18 protein-coding genes and 2 rRNA genes are annotated in these 26,771 nt (G+C 61.4%); 16 read left to right on the top strand and 4 right to left on the bottom strand.

The window, feature by feature from the left end:
• Position 1 precedes the first annotated feature (1 nt).
• The 7 genes from ACYAS9_RS06150 to ACYAS9_RS06120 all read left to right on the top strand — a co-directional run bounded on the left by ACYAS9_RS06150 (position 2) and on the right by ACYAS9_RS06120 (position 12,143).
• Positions 2–4,414, top strand: a complete 4,413-nt coding sequence (locus tag ACYAS9_RS06150; RefSeq protein ID WP_463567438.1) for an RHS repeat-associated core domain-containing protein — start codon at positions 2–4, stop codon at positions 4,412–4,414.
• A complete protein-coding gene (locus ACYAS9_RS06145) occupies positions 4,414–4,683 on the top strand; it encodes a hypothetical protein (protein WP_463567437.1) in 270 nt (89 codons plus the stop codon). Before ACYAS9_RS06150 ends, ACYAS9_RS06145 begins: the two co-directional genes overlap by 1 nt.
• Before the next feature lie 9 nt (positions 4,684–4,692).
• Positions 4,693–9,096: an RHS repeat-associated core domain-containing protein gene (locus ACYAS9_RS06140; protein WP_463567436.1), complete on the top strand. Its 4,404-nt coding sequence runs from the start codon at positions 4,693–4,695 to the stop codon at positions 9,094–9,096.
• Between the two features lie 14 nt (positions 9,097–9,110).
• Positions 9,111–9,752, top strand: coding sequence for a hypothetical protein (locus tag ACYAS9_RS06135; protein WP_463567435.1), 642 nt, complete (start codon positions 9,111–9,113; stop codon positions 9,750–9,752).
• Positions 9,753–9,905: 153 nt separating this feature from the next.
• Positions 9,906–10,601 (top strand): sulfotransferase family 2 domain-containing protein, encoded by a 696-nt coding sequence (locus ACYAS9_RS06130; protein WP_463567434.1) that lies wholly within the window; start codon positions 9,906–9,908, stop codon positions 10,599–10,601.
• On the top strand, positions 10,594–11,280 hold the full coding sequence (gene cysC, locus ACYAS9_RS06125; protein WP_463567433.1) for an adenylyl-sulfate kinase: 687 nt from the start codon (positions 10,594–10,596) through the stop codon (positions 11,278–11,280). The genes ACYAS9_RS06130 and cysC overlap by 8 nt, the downstream gene beginning before the upstream one ends.
• 47 nt (positions 11,281–11,327) lie before the next feature.
• Entirely contained in the window at positions 11,328–12,143 is an 816-nt protein-coding gene (locus ACYAS9_RS06120) for a mechanosensitive ion channel family protein (protein ID WP_463567432.1), read from the top strand.
• Between the two features lie 5 nt (positions 12,144–12,148).
• Here ACYAS9_RS06120 and ACYAS9_RS06115 read toward each other — a convergent pair whose 3' ends face one another.
• The gene (locus ACYAS9_RS06115; protein ID WP_463567431.1) at positions 12,149–13,639 is read right to left on the bottom strand and encodes a YdgA family protein; all 1,491 of its coding nucleotides are present in this window, start codon (positions 13,637–13,639) and stop codon (positions 12,149–12,151) included.
• Positions 13,640–13,915: 276 nt separating this feature from the next.
• Here ACYAS9_RS06115 and ACYAS9_RS06110 point away from each other — a divergent pair, with 276 nt between their 5' ends.
• The 7 genes from ACYAS9_RS06110 to ACYAS9_RS06080 all read left to right on the top strand — a co-directional run bounded on the left by ACYAS9_RS06110 (position 13,916) and on the right by ACYAS9_RS06080 (position 23,320).
• Complete coding sequence (locus tag ACYAS9_RS06110) at positions 13,916–14,608, top strand: HAD-IA family hydrolase (RefSeq protein ID WP_463567430.1); 693 nt, start codon at positions 13,916–13,918, stop codon at positions 14,606–14,608.
• 187 nt (positions 14,609–14,795) lie between these two features.
• Positions 14,796–15,803, top strand: coding sequence for an aldo/keto reductase (locus tag ACYAS9_RS06105; protein ID WP_463567429.1), 1,008 nt, complete (start codon positions 14,796–14,798; stop codon positions 15,801–15,803).
• A 304-nt stretch (positions 15,804–16,107) separates the two neighbouring features.
• Positions 16,108–16,842, top strand: coding sequence for a GntR family transcriptional regulator (locus ACYAS9_RS06100; protein ID WP_463567428.1), 735 nt, complete (start codon positions 16,108–16,110; stop codon positions 16,840–16,842).
• Between the two features lie 773 nt (positions 16,843–17,615).
• Positions 17,616–18,392, top strand: coding sequence for a DUF3050 domain-containing protein (locus ACYAS9_RS06095; protein ID WP_463567427.1), 777 nt, complete (start codon positions 17,616–17,618; stop codon positions 18,390–18,392).
• A 37-nt stretch (positions 18,393–18,429) separates the two neighbouring features.
• Positions 18,430–19,377, top strand: a complete 948-nt coding sequence (locus ACYAS9_RS06090) for a diiron oxygenase (protein ID WP_463567426.1) — start codon at positions 18,430–18,432, stop codon at positions 19,375–19,377.
• Complete coding sequence (locus tag ACYAS9_RS06085; protein ID WP_463567425.1) at positions 19,374–22,820, top strand: amino acid adenylation domain-containing protein; 3,447 nt, start codon at positions 19,374–19,376, stop codon at positions 22,818–22,820. Before ACYAS9_RS06090 ends, ACYAS9_RS06085 begins: the two co-directional genes overlap by 4 nt.
• 23 nt (positions 22,821–22,843) lie before the next feature.
• Positions 22,844–23,320: an SRPBCC family protein gene (locus ACYAS9_RS06080; RefSeq protein ID WP_463567424.1), complete on the top strand. Its 477-nt coding sequence runs from the start codon at positions 22,844–22,846 to the stop codon at positions 23,318–23,320.
• 49 nt (positions 23,321–23,369) lie between these two features.
• Here ACYAS9_RS06080 and ACYAS9_RS06075 read toward each other — a convergent pair whose 3' ends face one another.
• Complete coding sequence (locus tag ACYAS9_RS06075; protein ID WP_463567423.1) at positions 23,370–24,089, bottom strand: DKNYY domain-containing protein; 720 nt, start codon at positions 24,087–24,089, stop codon at positions 23,370–23,372.
• Between the two features lie 345 nt (positions 24,090–24,434).
• Between ACYAS9_RS06075 and ACYAS9_RS06070 the strand changes: the two genes are divergently transcribed.
• Positions 24,435–25,394 carry a T6SS immunity protein Tli4 family protein gene (locus tag ACYAS9_RS06070; RefSeq protein ID WP_463567422.1) on the top strand — a complete coding sequence of 320 codons (960 nt, stop codon included), beginning with the start codon at positions 24,435–24,437 and terminating at the stop codon, positions 25,392–25,394.
• Positions 25,391–26,386, top strand: a complete 996-nt coding sequence (locus ACYAS9_RS06065; protein WP_463567421.1) for a T6SS immunity protein Tli4 family protein — start codon at positions 25,391–25,393, stop codon at positions 26,384–26,386. Before ACYAS9_RS06070 ends, ACYAS9_RS06065 begins: the two co-directional genes overlap by 4 nt.
• A 61-nt stretch (positions 26,387–26,447) precedes the next feature.
• Here ACYAS9_RS06065 and rrf (ACYAS9_RS06060) read toward each other — a convergent pair.
• Positions 26,448–26,563: ribosomal RNA gene (gene rrf / locus ACYAS9_RS06060) — 5S ribosomal RNA — on the bottom strand.
• A gap of 107 nt (positions 26,564–26,670) precedes the next feature.
• Positions 26,671–26,771 (bottom strand): 5S ribosomal RNA (rrf, locus tag ACYAS9_RS06055); the annotation flags it as partial.

Genomic DNA, 26,771 nt, shown 5'->3' with positions numbered 1-26,771 from the left:
AATGTCTGACGCAATCTGGGCCGCCCGGCTGGGCGACGGTCTTGAGCACACCTCGATGATGGCCGACATCGTTGGCGGGGTGCTGGAGGTCGCCGCCAGCGTGGCGATTGGCGCACTGGCCACGGCGGCGGTCGTGGCCGCCACCGGGATTACCGTCGCCACCGGCGGCCTCGGCGCGTGCCTGCTCGGTGCCGTGGTCGGCCTGGTGGTCGGTGTGGTGATGGCCAAGACCGGCGCCGACACCGGCCTGTCGCGATTATGCGAGGGCATCGGCAATGGCCTGTTTCCGCCGACGATTCAGGCGACCATCACCACCGGCTCGCTGAACACCAAGACCAATAACCGGCTGGCCGCCCGCGCCGCCGGCTGGGTGCCGCCCGGTGTGCAGGTCAGCGAACAGGAAGGAGAAGAGGACGAGGCCAGTTACCTCGACATGGCCAAGAGCTTTTTCTCGCAGGTCTGGCGCCCCACCGTCGCCGTGCCCGCACCGGGCGCGCAGCCGTTGCCCGAAGACCTGGTGCTGTGCAGCAAGCACCCGCCGATGCCGCCGCAGTACCTGGCCGAAGGCTCGGACAAGGTGACCATCAACAGCCAGCCGGCGGTGCGCAGCGGCGACCGCAGCACCTGCGAAGCGGTGGTGGTGTCGGCAGGCCCCATTTCGTCGAACGTGCGCATCGGCGGCGGCACGCTGACCGTGCGCGAGATCCGCAGCGGCAAGACGCCCGGCATCGGCCTGGCCGTCACCGTGCTGCTGATGCTCAAGGGCAGCAAGGGCAAGTTCCTCAGCAACCTGCCGTGCATGCTGCTGGGCGGGGTCAATGCCTTTGTCGTCGGCCAGGCCACCAATGCCCTGACCCACGCCATCGTCGGCTCGCCCAACCCGGTGCATGCACCCACCGGCGCCAAGGTGCTGGGCGAGGCGATGGAGCTGGATTTCGTGCTGCCGGCGCTGTTGCCCATCGACTGGCAGCGCGTCTACAACAGCCGCGACGAACGCTGCGACGGGCTGTTCGGTGCCGGCTGGAGCGTGGCCTATGAAGTCAGCGTAAGTATCGAGGCGCATGCCGACGGCGGCGAGTCGCTGCTGTATGTCGACGAGCAAGGCCGGCGCATCGACATGGGCAACATTCCCCTGGGCGGCGCGGTGTTCAGCGCCGGCGAAGGCCTGAGCGTCCGTCGCCACAGCAACGGCCAGTTGCTGATCGAAAGTGACGACGGCCTGTACCGCCTGTTCGAACCCAGCCCGCTCGATGCCCGGCACCTGCGCCTGACCCAGCAAGGCGACCGCAACGAAAACCGCATTCATCTGGACTACGACGCGCGTGGCCGTTTGCAGCGCCTGCGCGACGACGACAGCCTGGTGCAGGTCGAGCTGATCTACAGCGAGCAATGGCCGCAGCGGGTCAGCCGCATCGAACGGATTTACCCCGACCAGCAGCGCGAAGTACTGAACCACTATGCGTTCGATGAGCGCGGCGACCTGAGCGAAGTGCGCGATGCCGAAAACCTCGTGCGCCGGCGCTTTGCCTATGACGCCGGGCGGCGCATGGTCGAGCATCAGTTGCCGACCGGGCTGCGCTGCTTCTACGAGTGGGCACACATCGACGGCCGCGAATGGCGAGTGGTGCGGCACTGGACCGACGACGGCGACGAATACGCCTTCGATTACGACCTGGACGCCGGGCGCACCACCGTGCGTGACGGCCTGGGCCGCAGCAGCCAGCGCCTGTGGAACGCGCAGCATCAGGTCACCGAATACAGTGACAACCTCGGCCAGACCTGGCGTTTCGACTGGGACGACGAGCGCCAGCTGATCGGCGCCACAGACCCGCAAGGCGGCCAGTACGGCTTCGATTACGACGAGGCCGGCAACCTGACCGCCAGCCTCGATCCGCTGGGCCGGCGCACTACCACCGTGTGGCTGGAGCACTGGTCGCTGCCGCTGAGCGAGACCGATGCGGCCGGCAATACCTGGCAGTTTCGCTATGACCCGCGCGGCAACTGCATCCGTGAAACCGACCCGCTCGGCCATGCCACCCGCTACCGCTATGACGCGCACGGCCAGACCGTCGAGATCATCGATGCCGCCGGCAAGCGCCAGCAATTGCGCTGGAACCGCTTCGGCCAGTTGACCCAGCGCAGCGACTGTTCCGGCTACCCGACCGACTACGCCTACGACCGGCGCGGCAACCTGAGCTGCATCACCGACGCGCTGGGCGAACGCTCGCTGTATCAGCACGATGCGCAAGGCCGGCTGCTGTCCAGCGAGTTGCCCGACGGGCGTATCGAGCACTATCAACGCGACAGCCTCGGCCAGTTGATCGGCCACACCGATGCGGCCGGGCACACCACCCGCTACCGCTACGACCGCCGTGGCCAGGTGCGCCAGCGCATCGACGCGCAAGGCCGGCAGGTGCAGTTCGACTACGACAGTTATGCGCGGCTGCTGGCGCTGAGCAACGAAAACGGCGAGCGCTATCGCTTCGCCTGGGATGCCGCCGACCGCCTGATCGAGCAGCAGGACCTGGACGGCGCCAGCCGCCGCTATGCCTGGGACGCCGGCGATAACCTGGCCCGCGTCGAGCATCATCCGGCGCCGTTGGCCACGGGTGTGGCAGTGCCGGTCGAGACGCCACCGGCGCCCCTCGTGCATGAACTGCAACACGATGCCGTCGGCCGCCTGCTGGCCAAAGTCACCGCCGACGGACGCACCGACTACCAGTACGACGCGCTGGATAACCTGACGGCGGCAAGCTTCACCGACCGCAACGGCGAACGGCAGCAGCTCGACTTTGCCTATGACGCACTCGGCCAGTTGCAGGAAGAACGCAGCGCGGCCGGGCGCCTGCAGCATCGGCATGACGAACAGGGCAACCTGATTCAAACCTGCCTGCCTGACGGGCGCTGGCTTAACCGGCTGTATTACGGCAGCGGCCACCTGCACCAGCTCAACCTCGATGGCCTGGTGATCAGCGACTTCGAGCGCGACCGCCTGCACCGCGAGGTGCTGCGCACGCAAGGGCAGATCAGCACGCGCAGCCAGTACGACCGCAGCGGCCGGCTGCGCACCCGTTTGCGCCGCCCGACCCGACAACCCGCGCAACTTCCGGGGCTGGGCGAAACCGACTATCAGTTCGATCAGATCGACAACCTGGTCGGCAAGACCCGGCGTGATCGCCAGCCGCCCGGTGATGGCCGGCAGCTGCTGGGCTACGACAGCACCGGACGCATTATCGCCAGCCAGGACAGCCTGACTGGCCAGAGCGAAACCTTCGCTTATGACGCCGCCGCCAACCTGCTCGACAGCCCGCCAAGCGGCGGCCTGGTGCGGCATAACAAGCTGCTGACGTATCAGGACAAGCGCTATCGCTACGACGGCTTCGGCCGGATGATCGAAAAGCGCAGCACCCGCCATGGCGTGCAGCGTTTTACCTACGACGCTGAAAGCCGTCTGGTCGAGGTGCGCAATGCCAACGGCCAGCGCCTGCGTATGCGCTACGACCCGCTGGGCCGGCGCATCGCCAAGACCGAGCTGCACCCAAGCGGCCTGGTGCTGGGCGAAACCCGCTTCGTCTGGGACGGCATGCGCCTGTTGCAGGAGCACAAGAACAGCGTTACCAGCCTGTACCTCTACAACCAGGGCAGTTTTGAGCCGCTGGCGCGGGTCGATGGTCTCGGCGCCCAGCAGAAGGTGCGCTACTACCACAACGACCTCAATGGCCAGCCCGAGCAGCTCACCGACAGCGACGGCCAGCCGGTGTGGCAGGCGCAGTATCAGGTGTGGGGCAACACGGTGCGCGAAACCCGCGTCGCCCATTACGTCGAAGAGCAGAACCTGCGTTTTCAGGGCCAGTACCTGGACCGCGAAACCGGCCTGCACTACAACACCCTGCGCTTCTATGATCCCGATATCGGCCGCTTCACCACACCGGACCCGATCGGCCTGGCGGGCGGCCTGAACCTGTATGCCTATGCGCCCAACCCGCTGGTGTGGGCCGACCCGCTGGGCCTGAGCAAATGCGGCACCGGCAGCCGCAAGCGCCCGCCGGGCCCGACCCATGACAAGCGCACCACCGACAGCTTCACCGGCGGCGTGTACAAGAACCGTCAGCTGACCCGCAACGAACGCTTCTACAAGTACCATGGCGTGGATAACCGCACCGGGCGCAAGGTGTCGTGGCTGACCAAGCAGAAATACAGCTCTGAAGATGTACTGCGCAAAGACCTGGCGATCCATCGCGACTGGGGAGTGGAAATCACCAAGGTGTCCGAATTCAATGTGCCCAAGGGCACTTGGGTCAGCGAAGGGCCTGCCGCCGCACAAGGCGCAGGCTACCCCGGTGGCGCCTATCAAGGTGTCATCACCAACTTGCCCCGATCATGGGTCGTCAAAACCACAGGAGTCCCCTGGTAATGCCTTTGAACGAACTGCTGACCGCGCTGGATAACCTTATCCAGGCACTTAACAAGGCCGGCAAGCCTTCGGCCGACTTCTTTGCCGAACGCGCCGCCGAACTGCGCCAGGCCAACCTCAGCGCCGCCGAACATCAGGAAAGCCTCAAGCGCTTGTCGACCTGCATGGCGCTGGCCCAGTACGGCGATTTCTCGCTGGAACAGGAAGCGCTGCTGGGCAAGGTCGTCGACCTGGCCGGCGCGTGCCTGGCCGCCCTGCCCTCGGCCTGATGACCGCGCGTGTCTGACGCAATCTGGGCCGCCCGGCTGGGCGACGGTCTCGAACACACCTCGATGATGGCCGACATCGTCGGCGGGGTGCTGGAGGTGGCCGCCACGGTCGCGATTGGCGCACTGGCCACGGCGGCGGTGGTGGCCGCCACCGGCATTACCGTCGCCACCGGCGGCCTCGGCGCGTGCCTGCTCGGTGCCGTGGTCGGGCTGGTGGTCGGTGTGGTGATGGCCAAGACCGGTGCCGACACGGGCCTGTCGCGATTATGCGAGAGCATCGGCAATGGCCTGTTTCCGCCGACCATTCAGGCGACCATCAGCACCGGCTCGCTGAACACCAAAACCAATAACCGGCTGGCCGCCCGCGCGGCCGGCTGGGTGCCACCGGGCGTAGAGCTGGTCGAGCAGGACGGCGCTGCGCCCGAGGCCAGCTATCTCGACATGGCCAGCAACTTTTTCTCGCAGATGTGGCGGCCTACCGTGGCCACGCCCGCCCCCGGCGCGCAACCGCTGCCCGAGGACCTGGTGCTGTGCACCAAGCACCCGCCGATGCCGCCGCAGTACCTGGCCGAAGGCTCGGCCAAGGTCACCATCAACGGCCAGCCGGCGGTGCGCAGCGGTGACCGCAGTACGTGCGAAGCGGTGGTGGTGTCGGCAGGGCCCATTTCGTCGAACGTGCGCATCGGCGGCGAGAAGCTGACCGTGCGCGAGATCCGCAGCGGCAAGACGCCCGGCGTCGGCCTGGCGGTCAGCGTGCTGATGATGCTCAAGGGCAGCAAGGGCAAGTTCCTCAGCAACTTGCCGTGCATGGCGCTGGGCATGGTCAACGGCTTTGTCGTCGGCGAAGCGACCGGCGCCCTGGGCCGGGCCATGAGCGGCTCGCCCAACCCGGTGCATGCCGCCACCGGCGCCAAGGTTCTGAGCGGCGCCGATGAGCTGGACTTTGTCTTGCCCGGCATCCTGCCCATCGAGTGGCAGCGTTTCTACAGCAGCCGCGATGAGCGCCAGAACACCTTGTTCGGCCTGGGCTGGAGTGTGGCTTTCGAGGTGTGTGTCGCCATCGAGCCGCACCCCGAAGGCGGCGAACGGCTGGTCTACACCGACGAACAGGGCCGGCGCATCGACATGGGCAGCATCCCGTTGGGCGGCGCGGTGTTCAGTGTCGGTGAAGGCTTGAGCGTGCGCCGGCATGCACGCGGCCCGTTGCTGATCGAAAGCGAGGACGGGCTGTATCGGCTGTTCGAGCCCTCGCCGCTCGATGCATCGATGTTGCGCCTGAGCCTGCTGAGCGACCGCAACGATAACCGCATTCACCTGGACTACGACGAACAGGGCCGCCTGAGCGGCCTGCGCGACGGCCTGGATAATGTGCGGCTGGCGCTGCTGTATTCAGCGCAATGGCCGCAGCGTCTGGAGCGTATCGAGCGCCTGCATGCCGATGAATCACGCACGCTGCTGGCCCGCTATGACTACGACGCTCAGGGCCAGTTGAGCGAGGTGTCCGATGCCTTGGATCAGGTTCAACGGCGCTTCGCCTACGACAGCGGGCGGCGCATGGTCGAGCACCGGTTGCCGACCGGGCTGCGCTGTTTTTATGACTGGGCGCTGATCGACGACCGCGAATGGCGGGTGGTGCGGCACTGGACCGATGAGGGCGACGAATACCGCTTCGACTATGACCTGGACGCCGGCCTGACGCGCATCACCGATGGCCTGCAACGGGTCAGCGAGCGGCGCTGGAATGCACGCCGGCAGATCACCGCGTACACCGATAACCTCGGCCAGACCTGGCAATTCACGTGGAATGACGAAGACCAGTGGCTGGGTGCAACCGACCCGCTGGGCGGCCAGTGGCAGTTCAGCTATGACGACGCCGGCAACCTCAGCGAGACCCGCGACCCGCTCGGCCAGACCGAGTCGACGCGCTGGCTGGAGCACTGGTCGCTGCCGCTGAGCGAGACCGACAAGGCCGGCGGGCTGTGGCAGTACCGCTACGATCAACGCGGTAATTGCACCCGGGAAATCGACCCGCTCGGCCATGAGACCCGCTACCGCCATGACGCGCAGGGCCAGGTGATCGAGATCATCGACGCCAGCGGCAAGCGCCAGCAGTTGCACTGGAACGAGGTCGGCCAGTTGCTGCGCTACACCGACTGCTCCGGCTACCCGACCGATTACGCCTATGACCGCCACGGCCATCTGCACAGCGTCACCGACGCACTCGGCGAGCGTACCGTGCATGAGCACGATGTGCTCGGACGCCTGCTGCGCATCGAGCAGGCGGATGGACGCGTGGAACACTTTCAGCGCGAGCGCAGCGGCCTGCTGACCGGCTACATCGACCCGGCCGGGCAAGCCACGCGCTACGCCTGGAACCGCCGTGGCCAGGTGCAACAGCGCCTCGATCCGCTCGGCCACCGGGTGCAATTCGATTACGACCGCTATGGCCGCCTGCAGACCCTGAGCAATGAAAATGGCGAGCCGTACCGCTTTGCCTGGGACGCCGGCGACCGGCTGATCGAGCAACAGGCGCTGGACCGCAGCGCGCAGTGTTTTGCCTATGACGCGGCGGATCGGCTGATCGAACAAAGGCATATCCCGGCGCCGCAGGCTGACGGTGCGCAACCGTTGGTGCAGCGCATGGAGCGCGATGCCTTGGGGCGGCTGATTGCCAGAACCACGGCTGACGGCCTGACGGCCTACCGCTACACCGCGCAGGATTTGCCGGCGAGCATTGTGTTTACCGGTCACGGCGGGCAGCAACAGGGTCTTGAGTTCCGCTACGACGCCCTCGGTCAATTGCTGGAAGAACGCAGCGCGGCCGGCAGCCTGCGCCATGAGTACGATGAACTGGGCAATCTGATCCGCACACAAACACCGGACGGCCGCTGGCTCAACCAGCTGTATTACGGCAGCGGGCATTTGCACCAGATCAATCTCGATGGCCGCTTGATCAGTGACTTCGAACGCGACCGCCTGCACCGCGAAGTACTCAGGACCCAAGGGCAGATCAGCACTGCCAGCCAGTACGACCGCAGCGGCCGGTTGCGGGCACGCTTGCGGCGCCCGACCCAAGGGGCTGTTCGAGGGGCTGCGCAACTGCCCGCGCAGCGCGAAAGCCAGTACGACTTCGACCCGGCCGATAACCTGATCGGCCGCCTGCAACGCGATCGCCAGACACAACAGGATCAGCGCCAGCACCTGCATTACGACGCCAGCGGACGCATTGCTGCCAGCCAGCAAAGCCCAGGCCGCCAGAGCGAAACCTTTGCCTGGGACGCGGCCGCCAACCTGCTCGACCGGCCGCTCTCGGGCGCAGGCTTTGTGCGGCACAACCGGTTGCTGACCTGGCAGGACAAACGCTACCGCTACGACGCTTTCGGCCGCACCGTGGAAAAGCGCAGCGCTCGCCATGGCCTGCAACGCTTTGCCTATGACGCCGAACATCAACTGGTCGAAGTGCAGAACGACAACGGCAGCGTGGTGCGCATGCAGTACGACCCGCTGGGCCGGCGCATTGCCAAGACCGAACACGACCGCCACGGCCACCTGCTCGGCGAGACCCGGTTTATCTGGGACGGCATGCGCCTGTTGCAGGAGCAGAAAAACAGCCTGAGCAGCCTGTATGTCTACGTTGAGGACAGCCATGAACCGCTGGCGCGTGTGGATGGCGTCGGTGATCAACAGCACATTCGCTACTACCACAACGACCCTAATGGCCTGCCCGCACAACTGACCGACAGCGCCGGCAAAACCGTGTGGCAGGCGCAGTACCAGGTGTGGGGCAACACGCTGAGCGAAACCCGCGAGGCCTGGTATGTCGAGGAGCAGAACCTCAGGTTTCAGGGCCAGTACCTGGACCGCGAGACCGGGCTGCACTACAACACCTTCCGGTTTTACGACCCGGACATCGGCCGCTTCACCACACCGGACCCGATTGGCCTGGCCGGTGGCCTGAATCTGTACCAGTACGCACCGAACCCGTTTGGCTGGGCAGACCCGTGGGGCTGGTGTCCGAAGGGCTTTCGTAAACTCAAGAGTTCGACGAAAGGCGAATGGGGCAAACATCGGGGCCGAAACTACCTGGAGTCCAAGGGCTACAGGATAGTGGGCGAAGAAATCACCATGCGTGTCGGGCCTAAAGGCTCGCGTATTCGTGCGGATCTGGTTGGCTACAATCCAGCCACGCAAAAATTCATGGTGCTGGAAACCAAGGCCGGGCCGTTTGCACGGCTGACCAAAAATCAGAAAGCGTCGGGCGTGTTCTCGGCGAAGCACTCCACACTGTCGCAAGGGGCCGAGCTTAGTGGGCCTAAAGCGAATGCGATGATGAAAGAACTGGGCCTGTCATCGAACAAAATTACCAGCGACTTCAGCATGCAGCATTACAGAGTGCCGGGCGGCCTATTTTAGGAAGGTGTAAACACATGACAACCAAGGCTGAATTCAAGAAGACCCTTCAGGGCCAGATTAATACGGCGTTGCAAGCGCTGGGGTATGGCTACGATAAAAGTCGCGCCTCTTTTGCGAAGGCGGTGGGGCCGTGCGAGATACGAATTGCCTATACCGTGTCAACGGCCGGTTACCCGAAGAACATCGTCGCCGTCGACGTGCGGGTGTTCATCGATATACCACGGGTCAATGAAATCGGCGCGAGTCTGTTTTCACCCCCTGACGTCAACCCGGCAACGCTGTGGGGCACCCTCAGAATCTTCACGCCGGCCAACAGCACGCGGGACACCAATTATTATTTCGACATTCATAAAGACGATGACACGTCACTCGGTACGCTTATCAAGGATTTGAAAATCTTCGATAACTTTGCCGGCACGCTGACCGACCTTCATGCCTTGTCCAACGAGCGCCTCGCCAAAGTCCCAATGATTCGCAAGAACTTCGGCCAAGGCCTGAGCTGGGACTATAAGTACGGTATTCCGCAATACATTGCGATTGTGCATGCCTTGAACAAAGAGTTTGAAGATGCACGGGCGTGCGCCGAGCATGCCAACCATTTGAACGCCGAGGAGAAGCAGGCTCTGCTGGGGTTTATCGCGGACCAGGCCGATTGAAATGCAGTGAACGTATCCACTTTATTACCGAGGATAAACATTTAACTACTCAGTAAACCTTAACGTAAATTAAATGAAAAATTGACACTTGGTTTTTAAAGGGCCTGTACGATTGCGTGCTCCTGCTTATGGACAACCTACAGGTCTGGTTACATGAATCGCTTTCTATGGAAACTTATTCCAAAGCGTCAGCGCGAGCTGCTGCTCGATCGTCTTCCGGTCATTGACCGGCAAGTCGTCAACAAGACATTGTCCGGCACGTCCCGCTTTCCGGAAGTGTTCGACAACCTTGAGTGCTTGTTTATCCATGTGCCCAAGTGCGCCGGCAGCAGTGTCGCCAAGGCGTTGTTTGGCAATAACCCTGCCGGGCACTTGCCGTTGTACTGGTATGAAAAACAGTTTCAGGAACGCTACCGGCATTACTTCAAGTTCGGTTTTGTACGCGACCCGTTACAAAGGGCCTTGTCGGCGTACAACTACTTGCTCAAGTCGCGGCCGGGCCGGGATCAGGCGGCCTTTGACCTGGTCAGCAAATATGCCAGTTTCGATGCCTTTGTCGACCATTGGCTGTGCGCGGAAAATATCACCCGGCAGATCCATTTTGCGCCGCAGTATTATTTTCTGCAGAACGCCATGGGCAGTATCGACGTGGACTTTATCGGCCGTCATGAAAACCTCGAGGCGGACTTTCGGGCGCTGTGCACACACCTGCATTTGAAGGCCGAGCTGCAACATATCAATCGTTCGGCCGAGCCCGGGCCGAGCGTGCGCACGGCCTGTTCTGCCGCCTCGCGGCGCAAGGTGCGTGAGGTGTATGCCCGCGACTACGAGTTATTTTCGTATGAATGAACCCCGCCCGCTTTTGATCGCCCCGACCCTGATGGTCGACCGCGCCATGCGTCAGGCGCTGAAACAACAGCAGGCCTGCTGCGTCTGGCTGACCGGCTTGTCGGGCGCCGGCAAATCGACCCTCGGCAATCGCCTGGACCAGACCCTGCACGCCCATGGCCTGCACAGTTACCTGCTCGATGGCGACCATGTTCGCAAGGGGTTGTGCCAGGACCTGGGTATGTCTGACGCCGACCGTCATGAAAATGTGCGACGCATTGGCGAGGCGGCGCGGCTGATGGTCGACGCCGGGCTGATCGTCATTGTCTCGGCGATTTCGCCGTTCCGGGCCGATCGGGACCGGGTCAGGCAGCAACTGGCAACCGGTGCGTTCATCGAAGTGCATGTCAGCACGCCATTGGCCGAGTGCGCACGCCGCGATGCCAAGGGTCTGTACCGCGCCGTGCAGGAGGGCCGGATCCACAACTTCACCGGCATCGACAGCCCTTATGAGGCACCGCTGAACCCTGAGTTCGTGATCGATACCAGCCGCGACGATGGCGAGGTATGGATGGGACAACTGTTGAGGCGCTTGAGTGGCGCACAGGGGCAAGGCACTTCGCCTCCTGTCAAAACTGTCAGTAGACGAGGGCCTGCGCCTTTGCACAATGGAGGGTTCTGTCGCACAGGCGTGGCATGAGCATGGGTTGAGCGCCTGCGTGGCCTTACCTGCGGAGGTGCTACCTGATGGATGCGTTGAATGTCATCAATGTCGGAACCGACAAGGTCAATTCGCTGCTTAATCTGGTGCTGCAATACGGCGCCACTGTCGGCCTCAAGCTGCTAGTGGCGGCGCTGCTGTGGATTGTCGGGCGCTGGTCGATCGGCATGCTGGTCAGGATGCTGCAACGCTCGCTGACCCGGGAAGGGTTTGACCCGACGGTGCTGCGTTACCTGAGGTCGTTTGTCACCGTGACCCTGAATATCATTCTGGTGGTGGCCATTCTCAGTTACTGCGGCATCGAGACCACCAGCTTTGCGGCGCTGCTGGCGGCAGTGGGCCTGGCGATCGGCATGGCCTGGTCAGGGTTGCTGGCCAATCTGGCAGCGGGCGGGTTCATCATCGTGCTGCGCCCGTTCAAGGTCGGCGACTTCATTGCGGTGGACACGATCAGTGGGCGGGTGGAGGAGATCGGCCTGTTCGCCACATCACTCGACACGGCTGAAAACGTGCGGGTGCTGATGGCCAACAACAAGGTCTTTTCGAGCAACATCATCAATTACTCGGTCAACGATTATCGCCGTGTGGAACTCAGCGCCACGCTGCCGGCGAGCGTGGACGAACAGACGGTGATCGCCCGGTTGACCGAACAACTGAAGGCCATCCCGCATGTGCTGAGTACACCGCCGGTGGATGTGCACCTGGCCAGCCTGGGCGCCGACAGCGTGACCCTGGCGGTCAGGCCGTATTGCCACAACGATCATTACTGGCCGGTGTATTACCAGAGCATCGAGGTGATTCGCGGGTTGTTGCGCGAAGGGGGCGCGCAACGCCCCCAATAACGTCGTTACTGCGCGCCCAGTGCGCCAGTGTTGGCCATGACGAAGGCGGCGAACTCTTCGACGCTCATCTTGCGGCCGTTGAAGTCGACGCTGTCGTTGCCGTATTGCAGGGTGGTCACGATGTTGTCGCCTTCGACCTTGGCCAGTTGCAGGGCAGACGCCATGGAACCGATCATTTCGCTGGTGGTGGTGGCCTGCACGGTGATGTCCTTGGCATCGGTGATGCCTTGCAGGTTGGCCTGCAGGCCCACCAGGTCCTGAATCATTGCCTTGGACAGCACGATGCGGGCGTCGACCGCACCGACGCTGTTGTTGACCAGTTCATCCGGCGCCTGCTCGAACGAGCCCGGGTCGGTCAGGTCGATGCTCAGGCGTGCATGGCTTTCGCCATTGGCGGTGCGCAGCGAGAGTTTTTCCAGTTCGATGTGCGGCTTGCCGGCCAGCAGCTTGCCCAGCTCGGCGTTCAGCAAGGCCTGGTCGGCGGCGCTCAGTTCGATCTTCTCCAGCGGACGCTGGGCAGCGGCAGCGGCCTGCTGTTGCGGCACCACGGTCTGCTGGAACAGTTGATACAGCGACTTGGTGGCGGCAATGTCGAAATTGCCGAAACGCAGGCCCAGGTGCGCGGCCCCAATGTCCTTGCCGCTGTAGGCGATCTTGCCGATGTCGTAGTTGATCTGCGCCGAAAGCTTGTCGCCCTCTTCCTGCATCAGGTTGGTGTTGACGAACTGATCGATCTGCACCGCCGGGCGGCCCACGGCCTGGAAGCTCACCTGCTCGAATTTGAGGTTGCTGTGGCCCAGGTAGAAACCGGCCTTGCCCTTGGTGCCACCGGTGTCGAAGGTCATGCCCTTGAGTTGCATGCTGACCGGGCCTTCGGCGGCCTGGACGTTGAGCTGCAGGTTGTCCATGTTGCCGGTGACCTTGATTTTCTCGGCGTCGCCCGACATGTCGTTGTGCAGGGTCAGGCCCGAAAAGCTGAACTCGCCGTCGGCCTCTTTCATCTGCATCGGCGCAACGGTCAGTGTGCCGTTGATAGCGCGGTCATAGCCGATGCTGGCCTGGCTCTTGAAGGGCACCACGCCCTGGCTGAGGGCGAACCATTTTTCGGTGTCTTTGGTTTTTACCAGCTCGCCATTGCTGACGGCCATGACCGGCAGCAGTTTGAGCGAGGTCAGGCGCGACAGCGGCAGCGGGCCGTGCTCGATATGGTCGACAAAGTGCAGTTCCAGCGTTTGTACCTGGCCGTTCTCGTCCTTGGCCTGGAAGGTCGAACGATAGCGCGCGGTGCTGCTGAACAGGCCGCTTTCCAGCGACTCCAGTTCCACGTTGGCCTGGTAGCCGCTACCCGCGAATGCCTGGGTCAGCTCCTGATTGCCCTTGGCAAGCGTGTCGTTGAGCACGCCGGGCAGTTGCTGGCCGGTGTACCAGGCGCCCCCGGTGGCCAGTGCGCCGACTACGATGATGACGCCTGCAACGATACCTGCTGATTTATTCATGTCCGACCTGAAGATGTCCGTTCTGATGGTTGAAATAGCCTTCCCTGCACCTGGCCGGGGACCACGACCGGTCAATGAAGACCGGGCGAAAAGTCGCAGGAGATTAACATTGCTGGCGCAAAACGGCCCAGCGACGTGGCCTGAATGCGCGGTTCGACACATTTCCGTTCGTTTCGTTGCAACACAGATGATTACTCACTGGATCATTACCGATGGGTAGCCAGGGTCTTGATGGACACGTTAGGCTGGGCACGGACTGACACAGAGGCCGATCACATGAGTGCACAGCAGGATGACCGCCGGCCGATCAAGGCCGTGATTTTCGATATGGATGGTCTGTTGCTGGACACCGAGGGGATCTACACCGAGGTTACCGAACTGATTGCCCAGCGTTACGGCAAGCACTTCGACTGGAGCATCAAGCAGAACACCATCGGGCGTGGCGCCCGGGACTTTTCCGGCTACATCATCGAGACCCTGGACTTGCCGCTGTCGGTGGATGAGTTCCTCGAGGTCCGCCAGCCCTTGCTCGACGAGCGCTTCCCGCTCGCCCAGGCGATGCCCGGTGCCGAAGCGCTGGTGCGCCATCTGGCCGCGCACAATATTCCCATCGCCGTGGGCACCAGTTCTTCGGTGCGCTATTTCCACGCCAAGATCACCCGCCACAAGGCCTGGTTCGAGCTGTTCGACACCGTGGTCACCGCCGACGACCCGCAAGTGACGGCCGCCAAGCCTGCGCCGGATATTTTCCTGATCGCGGCCGAGCGCCTGGGCGTCGATCCTGCCGATTGCCTGGTGTTCGAAGACTCGCCGTTTGGCGTCACCGCCGCCAAGGCCGCCGGCATGTATGCCGTGGCCATCCCGGATGCGAACATGCCGATCGAGCGTTACCGGCACGCCGACCTGGTGCTGGGCGCGTTAAGCGAATCACCGCTGGCGCAGTGGGGCTTGCCCGCCCTGCCGGCCTGAACGTCGCCCATCTGCAATCCCATGGGCGCCTCTAAAAACGTAGGCGAGGCAGTCAGCGCAAGGCAAAAACAGGCGAGGAAGCGGAGCTTACTGGAGTAAGTGAGCATTCCGAGCCTGTTTTTAACGCAGCGATGACAACGCAGGTAGTTTTTAGAGGTGCCCATTCAATGACATGGAGGTATTGAACATGACGTATCGCACACTGGGCCAATCGGGCCTGAAGGTTTCGACCCTGACGCTGGGCTCGATGATGTTCGGCGAACAGACCGGCACCGAGGAGTCGCTGCGCATCATCGACAAGGCGTGGGATCAGGGAGTGAACTTCATTGATACGGCCGATGTGTATAACAGCGGTCGTTCCGAAGAGATTGTCGGTGAAGCGATTGCCGCACGGCGCAGTGAATGGGTGCTGGCGACCAAAGTGGCCGTGGGCCCCGGCGATGGCATTCCCAACCGTGCCGGCCTGAGCCGCAAGCACATCTTCAATGCCATCGATAACAGCCTGCGCCGGCTGGACACCGATTATGTCGACCTCTATTACCTGCACAAGGAAGACCACGACACGCCGCTGGAGGTGACGGTGTCGGCCATCGGCGACCTGATTCGCCAGGGCAAGATCCGTTATTGGGGCGTGTCGAACTTCCGTGGCTGGCGCATCGCAGAAATCGTCAATGTCGCCCAGCGCCTCGGGGTCGACAAACCGGTCATCAGCCAGCCGCTGTATAACATCGTCAACCGTCAGGCCGAGCTTGAACAGATCCCGGCCGCGGCGTTTCATGGTCTGGGCGTGGTGCCCTACAGCCCGCTGGCACGCGGCGTGCTGAGCGGCAAATACAACCCGGACATCGCGCCCGCCGGCGACAGCCGTGCCGGACGGCAGGACAAGCGCCTGCTGGAAACCGAATGGCGCGTGGAGTCGCTGCGCATTGCCCAGCGCATTCAGGAATACACCCGCGACAAGGGTGTCGGCATCGTCGAGTTTGCCATTGCCTGGGTGCTGAACAATAAGGCCGTGACCTCAGCCATTGTCGGACCGCGTACCGAACAGCAGTGGGACGGCTATCTCAAGGCTCTTGAGGTACGGATCACCGCCGAAGACGAGGCCTTCATCGATTCGCTGGTCACTCCTGGCCACGCCTCGACGCCGGGCTTCAATGATGTGCAGCACTTCGTTTCAGGTCGTTTGCTGCGCTGAATCGGCCTGTCGTGCGGGCCTGGCCCGCACGATGTGCCTGATTTTTCTGTCGTGTAGGTAAATGCTCATATCAGGCGGACCGACGAACGACATTAAAATAGGCCGCTAATGGGTTGATGAACGCCCCTCGAATACGAAAAATGCGTCTCGCTTCGCGCGCCCCACGGCGGCGCGGGGTGCTGATGGGTGCCCTGATGCGGGCCATGCAGTATTTTTTCACCAATCGCATGAGTTTTGGCTAGTCTGTTGGCAGACCGCTTGTTGATTGGATCCTATTCGGCCAGGTTGATGAAGATTTATGGCGATGCGCAAGATCGATAGAGAAGCCTTTTTGTACGAGGTGCTCGGCAACGAGCAGCCTCCTGCACACCTTGCCAGGACAGTGATCGAGGAAAAGCTGCGCAGCGCCATCATCGATGGACGCCTGCCCAGCGGCACGGCCTTGAGGCAACAGGAACTGGCCACGCAGTTTGGCGTCAGCCGCATGCCGGTGCGCGAGGCCTTGCGCCAGCTTGAAGCGCAGGGGTTGGTGCGGGTCGAGCTGCACAAGGGCGCGGTGGTGGCGCCGCTGATTACCGAGGATGCGGTCGAAGCCTACGCCTTGCGTATCCTGTTCGAGTCCGAGGCGCTGCGCCTGTCGATTCCCTTCCTCGACGAGGAGGACTACGCACAGGCGCGTGGCTATATAGAAGCGCTGGAGATCGAGACCGATTACAGCCGCATCGGCACCCTCAACCGCATGTTTCACATGACGCTGTATGCCAAGACCTCAAACAAGCGCCTGATGCGCCTGGTCGAGGCTGGCCTTAACGAAGAAGAGCGCTTCTTGCGCTTCAATCTGTCGGACATGGGCCTGGGCAAGCTGGCCCAGGATGACCACTGGGAACTGCTGCGCCTGGCGCAAGCCAGGGATGTCGAGCAGACCGTTGCGGCCCTGCATCACCACCTCAATCGCGCCGTTCAGGCCATTACCCGTTATCTGGCCAGCAAGGCTGCCGAAACCCGGCCGCCGCGCCAGCGCAAGAAAAGCCTCGCCTGAGTTAAAGCCTCGCCTCGCATGAGTTGACTCATTCGCCAGCCCGGTACATCGCCCGGGCTGGCCGCATGCCTTTCTTTTTGTTTTCTCCCGCCACCCGCTTGGCCTGCCCCATGAATGAGGCAAACTCGCGGTGACCCCAATCTGTGCCATGCGCATGACACCGGTTGGGGCACGCCTGAAATGCTGACGTGGCGTACGACAGCGTTCATCGATCTGAACGACACAGGAAAAGGAGTTCTTGCCCAGGGCAGCCCCATAGCAAGCGTTATCCAGCTATTGCCCATACGACCATCACAACCTTGATAACCCGAGTTTGAAAGTGACGCTGAGCGAGGCATTCGTTCATTTAATTAAATTTTGGCCTTTATTGGCTGAAAGGGTCACTTACGCACTTATAAAACATAAATAAATGTTTTATACGGCCACCCTCATACCTGAAAAAACAACAACTAAAATAATATAAAAAAACATTGCGAGACACATTCCAAGTGTTTTAACTTTTGTTCGCAGTCTGTTGCAGAGCTGCTTCGACAAACTTCGAGCACTCTATTACCGGGCTGAACAGCAGACAGCACACGCCAGGCAACAGGCGTCATGTAGTCCATGAAACAAGCAGAAGCCTTGAATAACGACGTGTAAAGACGTTGGCTTTCGCTCGCCTTTTATTCATGTTGTTACGGTGTTTGCGACAAACAAGGAATGTTGTCAACGGTGCGAAACAGGCATACAGAGTTGCAACTTTCCGGCGCTTTTACAACTACCGGGATACCGCCATGACTTGTCAGAAAACGCTACTTGAACGTAAGAAACAGGAACTCAGCCAACACCCGGTCTTTTCCGAAATCGATTCGCTGCCGGTGTTGCGGCGTTTCATGGAGACGCATGTCTTTGCGGTGTGGGACTTCATGTCTCTGACCAAACGCCTGCAACAGGAACTGACCTGCACGCAATTGCCCTGGCTACCGCCGCGCGATCCTGCAGCGGCCCGGCTGATCAATGACATTGTGCTCGGCGAAGAGTCGGACGACCGGCCGGGGCATGGTCACTACAGCCACTTCGAGCTGTATCTGGATGCGATGCGCGAGATCGGCGCCAGCACCGCACGGGTCGAGCGCTTCATCGAGTTGCAGCGCCAGGGCGTGCATTACGCCACCGCATTGCAGCGGGTCAATGCCGACCCGGCCGCTTCACTGTTCGTCACCCAGACCTTGGCCACGGCGCTGCATGCACCGGCGCACAGCGTGGCGGCTTCGTTTCTGCACGGCCGCGAAAGTGTGATTCCGGCGATGTTCCAGACCCTTCTTGATGAATGGGAGATCAGCACGGTGCAGGCACCAACCTTTCGCTATTACCTGCAGCGGCATATCGAGGTCGACTCCGAAGATCACGGCCCTGCGGCCGAGCATTTGCTGGCGCGCCTGGTGGCCGGCGACGAGCAGCGCGAACGTGAGGTTTACCAGGCGGCGATCGCCGCCGTCGAGAGCCGCATTGCGCTGTGGGACACCTTGCGTGCGCGCCTGCACGCCCCGTTGATGCAGGCCAGCGCATGACGCGCTGCCCAGCCCTTGTGTATGAAAGGACGCCCCTATGAAAGCTGAAGACTACGTGTCGTTTGTCGATGCCTGGGAAGCCCGCGCGACGATTCGCACGCGCCCGCGGCGGATCGTCGAGGACGATGAACGCCTGATCTACCCCTTGAGCCGCCAGCCGCTGGTGCTCAGCGACACCTTCACCCGCGAATGCCCGCAGTTGCGCGATTACGCACTGATCCAGAGCCTCTACAAGTTCATCAACGATGTGGTGATCTTCGAGACCGAGATCGTCGACAAGACGGCGCGCAGCATCGCCAAGGACCGCTTCGCGATCCGCTTCCCGTTCGCCTGCCGCTTCGATGCCATGAGCGTGGTGGTCGATGAGGATTATCACGCCCTGGTAGCGATGGACTTCATGCAGCAGACCATCGCCCTGACCGGCATCGAACCCATCGCGCTGCCCGCCGAGATCGAGCTGAGCCGGGCCATTCCGGCGGCGCTGGCGCTGGCGCCTGAACACTTGCGCAGCGCTGTCGAACTGATTTGCGTGTCGATTGCGGAAAACACCGTGACCAACGATGTGGCGGCCTTTGCCCGCGACGATTCGGTCAAGCAGTCGGTCAAGGGCCTGATGGCCGACCACCTGCTCGACGAAGGCCGCCACTCGGGCTTCTGGACGCGGCTGGTGCGCATCTACTGGCAAACCGCGCCGCAACCGGATCGCGAGGCCATTGCGCAGATCCTGCCGGTGTTCATCAATCAGTACCTGACCAACGAAATTCAGAACGGCTTCGACTTTATCCTCATCGATCATTTGCCGGTGAGCGAAACCGTCAGGCAGGCGCTGAAGGCTGAAACCCTGGCGTTGAGTTTCCCGATCAACAGCCATCACCCGCTGGTGGGCAACATTGTGCGCTTCTTCAGGAACAGCACGATGCTGGAGGCGCCGTGCGTGCGCCAGGCACTGGTCGACTATTTGCCGGCCCGCGAGGTGCTCGCATGAGACGCCTGCAGATCATTCTGATCGGCCATAGCCAGGTGCTTGCCGAACTGCACCGCGAGCTGCTGGAGCATGGTCATTCGTTGCACCACCTGAGCGATGCGCTGGCCTTGCGCGACTGCCCGGTTGAGCGTCCTGAACTGCTGATCGACGACGGTAGCCTGGCGCTGGATGACCAGCGGCTTGCAGCGTTTGCGGCAAGCCATTGCCTGAGCCTGCGGGTCGGCTTGAATACCGGCGTGGCGCCGTACCTGCCGCGCCTGGAATTGCTGGTCTGGCATGACCGGCGCCTGATCGTACGCCAGTGGCAGCCGGAGCAAGCGTCGGGCAACGGTCGGCAATTGCGCGACGCTGCGGTGGCAACGCTGGTGGATCTGCTGGCCTTGCAGGTCAGTCGCTTGTCGCGCGATGCAGACTGCTTCGCCAGCCTGGGCAACGCGCCAGCGGCGCAAAGTGAATGGCCGGAGGGCTTGCAGGCACTGGATCGCCTGCTGTTTCAGCATCGCCTCAATCACACCGCTGATGCAGCATTACTGGAGCAGGCCGCGACACCCTTGAGCGTGCGTCTGGGGCAAAGCTTTGCAGCCTTTGCCGAGCGCCCGGCCCTGACGCTGGGCAAGGACACGCGCAGCTATGGGCAACTGCAGACGCAGGCCGTTGCTATCCAGCAACGGCTGATGGCACGGCTGGCCACGCTGCGCCAGGACACGGCGGCGCCTGTAGTCGGGATCTGCCTGCCCAAGTCGGCAGCGCTGTTTGCCGGTGTGTTGGCGATTCTGGGCAGCGGCGCGATTTATCTGCCGCTGGACCCCAACCTGCCGCTGCAACGCCAGCAGTACATTCTGGAAAACTCGGGCGCCGTATTACTGCTGCACGATGGCGGCCATCCCTTGGCGGGCGCAGGCTTCGCGGCGCTGGATATCGCTGCCATCGCGGTGACGGCCAGCGAGCAGTCGCTGCTACGGGTGCTGCCTGACAGCGACAGCCCGTGCATGGCGTTGTACACCTCGGGCACCACCGGCCAGCCCAAGGGCGTGTTGCTCAGCCAGCACAACCTCAGCCATTTCACTGCCTGGTATGCCGACTATGTGGCGTTGTCCGCACAGAGCCGGGTGTTGCAGTTCTCGACCTTGAGCTTTGACTCATCGGTGATCGACATCTTCCCCACCTGGCTCAGCGGTGCCGAGTTGGTGGTCGCCGATGAAGATCAGCGCCGCGACCCGCTGCAATTACTCGACCTGCTGCGCCAGGGCATCAGCCATGCCTTTCTGCCGCCGGCGCTGCTGAGCCTGTTGCCGCTGGACGCGCCGCTGGGGCTGGCACATCTGGTGACCGGCGGCGATGTCTGCGAGCCGTATGTGATCGAGCGGCTGGCCGGCCAGTGCCGGTTTCATAACCTCTACGGGCCGACCGAAACCACGGTGCTGGTCACCGCCCGGCAGTTCGAGGCGGGCAGCAGCAACCGTAATCTCGGCCGGCCGATCGCCAACAGCCAAGTGTGGATTCTCGACGAGCACCTGCAGCCGGTGGCTGAACATGTACAGGGCGAGCTGTACATCGCAGGGCCCGGCGTGGGTCTGGGCTATGTGAACAATCCGCAACTGAGTGCCGAGCGCTATGTCGAGTTGCAGTTGCCCGGTGGCCAGCGGCTGCGCGCCTATCGCACCGGTGATCTGGGCAAGTGGACCGAGGAAGGTATCGAGCTGGGCGGGCGGCGTGACAATCAGGTGAAGATTCGTGGCTTTCGGGTCGAGCCCGAAGAGATCGAGCACTGCCTGCGCGGCACGCAATTGTTTCGCCAGGTGGCGGTGGTGGTCGACGCACAGCGACGGATTCTGGCCTTTGTCGCCCAGCCCCACGATGCGCAACTGACCACGACGCTGCAAACCCTCAAGATCCATGTGCAGCGCCTGCTGCCGGACTATATGCAGCCGGCGCTGTACAGCGTGCTGGCGCACCTGCCGTTTGCCAGTAATGGCAAGGTCGATCGTCAGGCGCTGTTGCAGATCCCGCTGAATGTGGCCGGGCCCGCCAACCGCAGGCAGCCCGACAACGAGCAGGAGCAACACCTGCTGGCGCTGTGGGCCGAGTTGCTGGAGCTGCCGCCTGGGGATATCTCCACTGACGAGAGCTTCTTCAATCTGGGCGGGCATTCGATTCTGCTGTCGCGCCTGTTGCTCGGGGTGCGCGAGCGGTTCGGGCGCAGTATTCCCATCAACCGCTTTATCGAGGCACCGAGTATCCAGACCCTGGCGCGGTTGCTGAGCAGCGATGAGGGTTCAGGCTGGACGGTCAGCCCGCAAGCGTTGCGCGATGCCAGCGCCGCGTTGCACTTGCCGGTGCTGCCGATCAGCGCCATGGGCGATGTGCATAAAGTGATCGTCACCGGCGCCAATGGGTTTCTCGGCGTACACATCGTGCAGGCGCTGCTGGAATGGGGCGCAACCGAGGTGGCTTGTCTGGTGCGCGAGGGCGATGGGGTGACGGCGCGCGAGCGGTTTATCCAGTCATGGCAGGAAAACCGCCTGGGCCATCTGGACCTGAGCCGGGTCAGCATTCATGCGGGCGATGTCACCCAGCCACAGCTGGGCCTGAGCGAGGCGGTGTACGCGCGGCTGGACCGCGAGTTCGGCGCACTGGTGCATAACGCCGCCAACGTCAACCACGTGCAGGACTATGAGGCGCTGGCCCGCGATAACGTAGCGCCGATTTTCGAATGCCTGAAGCTGTGCGAAGGGCGCAGCAAGAAGGTGTTCAATTTCGTCTCGACGCTGTCGGCGTCCAGTGCCATCGATGCCGATGGCAGCGTGCTGGAGCAACCGGCGGCGGCCACCCCGCCGATCTACATCAAGAACGGCTACAACCTGTCGAAATGGGTCGCCGAGCGCGTGCTGGAGCAGGCGCGCACGCTGGGTGTGCAGGTGAATGTCTACCGTCCCGGCAACATCGCCTTCAACAGCGTCACCGGGGTCTGCCAGCCGCAGAAGAACCGCTTGATGCTGATGCTCAAGGGCTCGCTGCAACTGGGCCAGGTGCCGGATTTCGCGATCAACTTCGACTTGATGCCGGTGGATTTCCTGGCGCGCTTCATCGGCTTTCATGCCAGCCGCTATCAGGCCGGCCGCGCGGTGTTCAACCTGCATAACCCCGAGCCATTGAGCTGGGACCGCTATGTGCAGGCCTTCCGCGACGCGGGCCGCGAGTTCGAGCTGGTCAGCGTCGCGCAGTGGCAGACGCAGCTTGACCGGGTCGACAGCCAGAACGCGCTGTTCGGTGTGCTGGGTTTTTATCTGGATGGCTTCCAGGAAGACATCGGCGACATCTCGATGATCGAGTACCGCAATGCCTTGGCGGGCATTCACCAGATGGGCGCGCACTACCCCTGCAAAACCCCGGCGCTGCTGAGCAAGGGCTGCGCCTACCTGAAAGAAATCGACTTTATCTAACCCCTGAAACACCGGAGAACGACATGACTGTATTCAATACGCTGCAACCCGATACCCGCATCCACAACGCCAGCGCCTGCCGCGTGGTGTCCAGCGTGCCGATTGCGGCCGCCGCCGAACGTGTGTGGGCCGTGGCGGGCGACTTTGGCGGCTTTCAGGCCTTCGTGCCGGGCCTGGAAAGCACCGAGGTGACTGGCCAGGGTCCGGGCTCGGTGCGTCACAAACGCTTCAAGGACGGTAATGTGGCCATCGAGCAACTCAACTCGCGCGATGACCAGGCGCGCTACATCACCTGGAGCCTGATCCACACCAGTTTGCCGGTCAGCAATCTGTGGGCGTCGATGACGGTGGAGGCGGTCGACGCGCAGGCCAGCGTGGTGACCTGGACGATCGTGGCTGATCCGTTGGCCGGTGCGGAGCAGGATCTGGCGGGCTTTGAGGCGTTTTTACAGGGCTTTGCCGATACATCGATGAACAATGTGCGCAACCTGTTTGCATGATGGCGTAATCGGCAAACCCCACCCGGTGCTTGCGCCGGGTGGGGCTGGCTTATTCAGCGGGTTGCTCGACGAGCCTGGCTGAGGTCATGACCCCGAAGTCGATCAGATAGCGCTTGTCGCCGCTCACGCAATAGTTCTTGAAGCCTTCTCGTGAGCAGGTGATATCCGACGTTGCCAGCCCCGGGAACACCGTCGGACGCGCACGGTTATCCAGATACAGAACATCGCGCCCGACCTTGCCAATCATGGGTGCGGCGTACTCGGTGGATCGGCACGACTGGATATCGCCCGTACATGGCAAGTCCAGCCACTGCACGTTGCTCAGGTCGATGAGGGGCAATGAATAGCCATCTATAAAGAGATGCTGGCTGTCCCTGGAAACTCCATAACGCTTTAGTTTCGCATCGTCTTCAAAAGGAAATATCACCTCGAAGGTTTCGGGATCTGCACCCTCAATCTTGTCCGAGATGTAGTACACCGAGGTCTGGTCCACGGCGTAGAGATCGACTCGGTCTTGCTGCGCGGGCGTCAATGCAGGCTGGCCTGACCGGGCCGGACGAAAGTGTGCAATGTCTTCAGTGACGCGCCAGTAATTACGCTGTTCGACGTTTTCATGGATTTGCAGTATGGCGGGCAGATAACAGGTGGGGGTGATTATCTGGCCCAGGGAACCGACACCCTGTCCCTGACAGGGGCTGTAACGCTTGCTTGATGATGAAACCCAATACACGTGGTCGTCGATCACTTGATAGCCGGTCTTGAGCTCCATCTTTTTGTCTTTGGGTACAGGACAGTCGTTCATCTTGTAAGCAGAACGCTTATTGTGGATCGAGTCCCTGATGCTGGTCTCGTACCAGGTTTCGGTGCAGGTATGACTCTCGAATGCCCAGGATGCTGTGGGCAGCAGGAGCAGGATGAGTATTGACCCTATTGCTGTAAGACTCACTGCATGATCCCCGTGGTTGGTACATTCCATTCCATTCAGCGCGAGGATCATAGAGGGCGGCGATCAGTCGTTACAAGCGCGGTGCTGAACAACCGTGAGGTATTCAATGTCCACTTGGGGCTATGCAGTGCGATTTAGCCTGGCGAGGCGTCCAACAGGTGTTCAGCGTTGAAAACATTCCGGCTATTACAGGCTACCCGTATTTTGATCCTGGCTTTACTGGCCGGCAGTGCAAGCGCCACTGACGAGATACCCGTGGTGAAAACCCCTTTCTATTTTGGTCGTTATACGTTGCAAGTGCCTACCGACGGGGCGGGTATCTGGTCAGCGTACAAGGTGGTCGATAAGAAGATCGAGCGCGTCAGCGATAATGGAAAACAGGATCTGGCGACCCGTCTTCCCGCTGTCATCAGTGAAATCAACAGACTGCATAAGGTTGGCTATGAGGCCTACGACCAGACCGTGCCGCTGGAGGGCGGCGGGGCCATCGTGGTGTCCAAGTCAACGAGCTACAGCTTTGATATCTACTACCTCACGGCAAACAACACCTTGTACCGGCAGGTTGTAGAGCCGATTTCGCTGAAAGGGCTGGACTCGGCGACTACTCTCGCCAGGGAGTTGAACACCTTGATCCATGATCGCAATCCTGCCCAGAGCCCGCCCAGCGGGACCTTTGCGATTGAAGCGGGGTACATGAACCTGCCGGTCGATACATTCGAAGAGCAGGTGTTGATCGGCCTGCCGGTCTCATCGATGCCGGGTATTCATTTGACCTTCGACACGCAACGGATAGGTCAACCGGAGGAGGGGCTGATCGCACGTTATGAACAGCGCTCGTTCGGGATAATGACCCCCACGTTGAAGAACTTGCTGTCCGGCACACGTGTATTGAGAAAGTCGAAGCGGACGGTTGCAGGGCTGCCGTTTGAAGAGCTGTTGCTCAAGACCAAGGTTGAGGGCAGACCCGTTTACGCCTTTCGTCTTGAGTACCCGGGTACGCCTGAATCAAGCATGGAGCCTTACACCGTTCTTGAACTGAGTACCCTCGACAAGGGGGCTGTATTTGAGAGCGATAAAGAGGCGTTGCGCTTCTGGGATGAGCTGGTTGAGAGCGTGAAGCGGATATGAATACAAGATTGCTCAAAGGCATTGGAGTGACCGCAGTGTGCATGCTTGGGGGTTTTTCCATGACGATGCCTGTGGCCCTTGCCCAGCCTGCCGAAACCGCTGCTGCGCACGACAAGGCGTGGAGGACACACTACTTTGGTCGATTTCAGCTGGACCTGCCGATCGACTCTGAGGTCCTGGCTGATTACAAACTCTACAACGAGAATGTTGAGCTCATCAGTCAGAAGGGCAAAGCCGAGATCAACACGCTTGTCGGGACGTACATAGATGAGCTCAATAAAGGCATCGCAAGGGGGACTAACAGCAACTACGAACGAACAATTGAGCTGAGCAATGGCAGCCTGCTTGTGGTGTCCAGGCTCAAGGAGTTTTATACGCTGAGGGCCTACTTGCTGACCTCACATGACACGCTTTATCAGCTTGGCACCCGTGCGATTTCTGCCAAAGGGCTGGAGGGTGCGATCAAAAAATTTGCAGGGGTCAGCGAATCGGTTTTTTTCAGGTCACCGCAGGATGCGCCGCCTCCAGGTACATTTGCCCTGGAATCGGGGTACTCGACCATTGGCTCGACGCAATCTATTGAAGGGATATTCATGGGTGCACAGATTGCTACCCATCCAGGCACTTTCGTAAGCCTGCTGACGCAACGGATCGTAGAGCACGAAGAGAGCTTGATAGAGCGCTTTGACAATCCAACCGGAAACTTCTTCACCAATGGCCTGTTCAAGCTCACGAACGGGACCAGAACACTGCGAAAGCGCGAGCGAATGATTGGCGATATACCGGTGGAGGAAGTGGCCATCAAGGCGAAGGTCGACGGGAAGCTCTTCTATACCTTCCAGGTGGAGTACAAAGGCACTCTAAAGTCCAACACCCGCCCGGCCATCGAGCTTGAGCTGGGGACCCATGAAGTGGGCAGCGATTTTAAGTCGGATGAAGAAGCCTTGATGTTCTGGGACCGGGTGGTCGAGAGCCTCAAGCCGTTGCCCTGAGTTTTTCCTGCACAAAAACAAAACCCCTGACCGCAAAGCGATCAGGGGTTTCGGAATTGAATCTTGACGATGACCTACTCTCACATGGAGAAGCTCCACACTACCATCGGCGATGCACCGTTTCACTGCTGAGTTCGGGATGGGATCAGGTGGTTCCAGCGCTCTATGGTCGTCAAGAAATTCTGTGTGCCGATCCGTTGATAACAACGTTCCAGCGAATTCGGGTGACTTCTACTAAAAGCAAAACCCCCGATCGCAGTGCGATCAGGGGTCTTGGGTTTGAATCTTGACGATGACCTACTCTCACATGGAGAAGCTCCACACTACCATCGGCGATGCATCGTTTCACTGCTGAGTTCGGGATGGGATCAGGTGGTTCCAATGC

This window comes from Pseudomonas sp. HP_08 (genome assembly GCF_055284095.1).
This window is presented reverse-complemented; position numbering and strand designations above follow the sequence as displayed.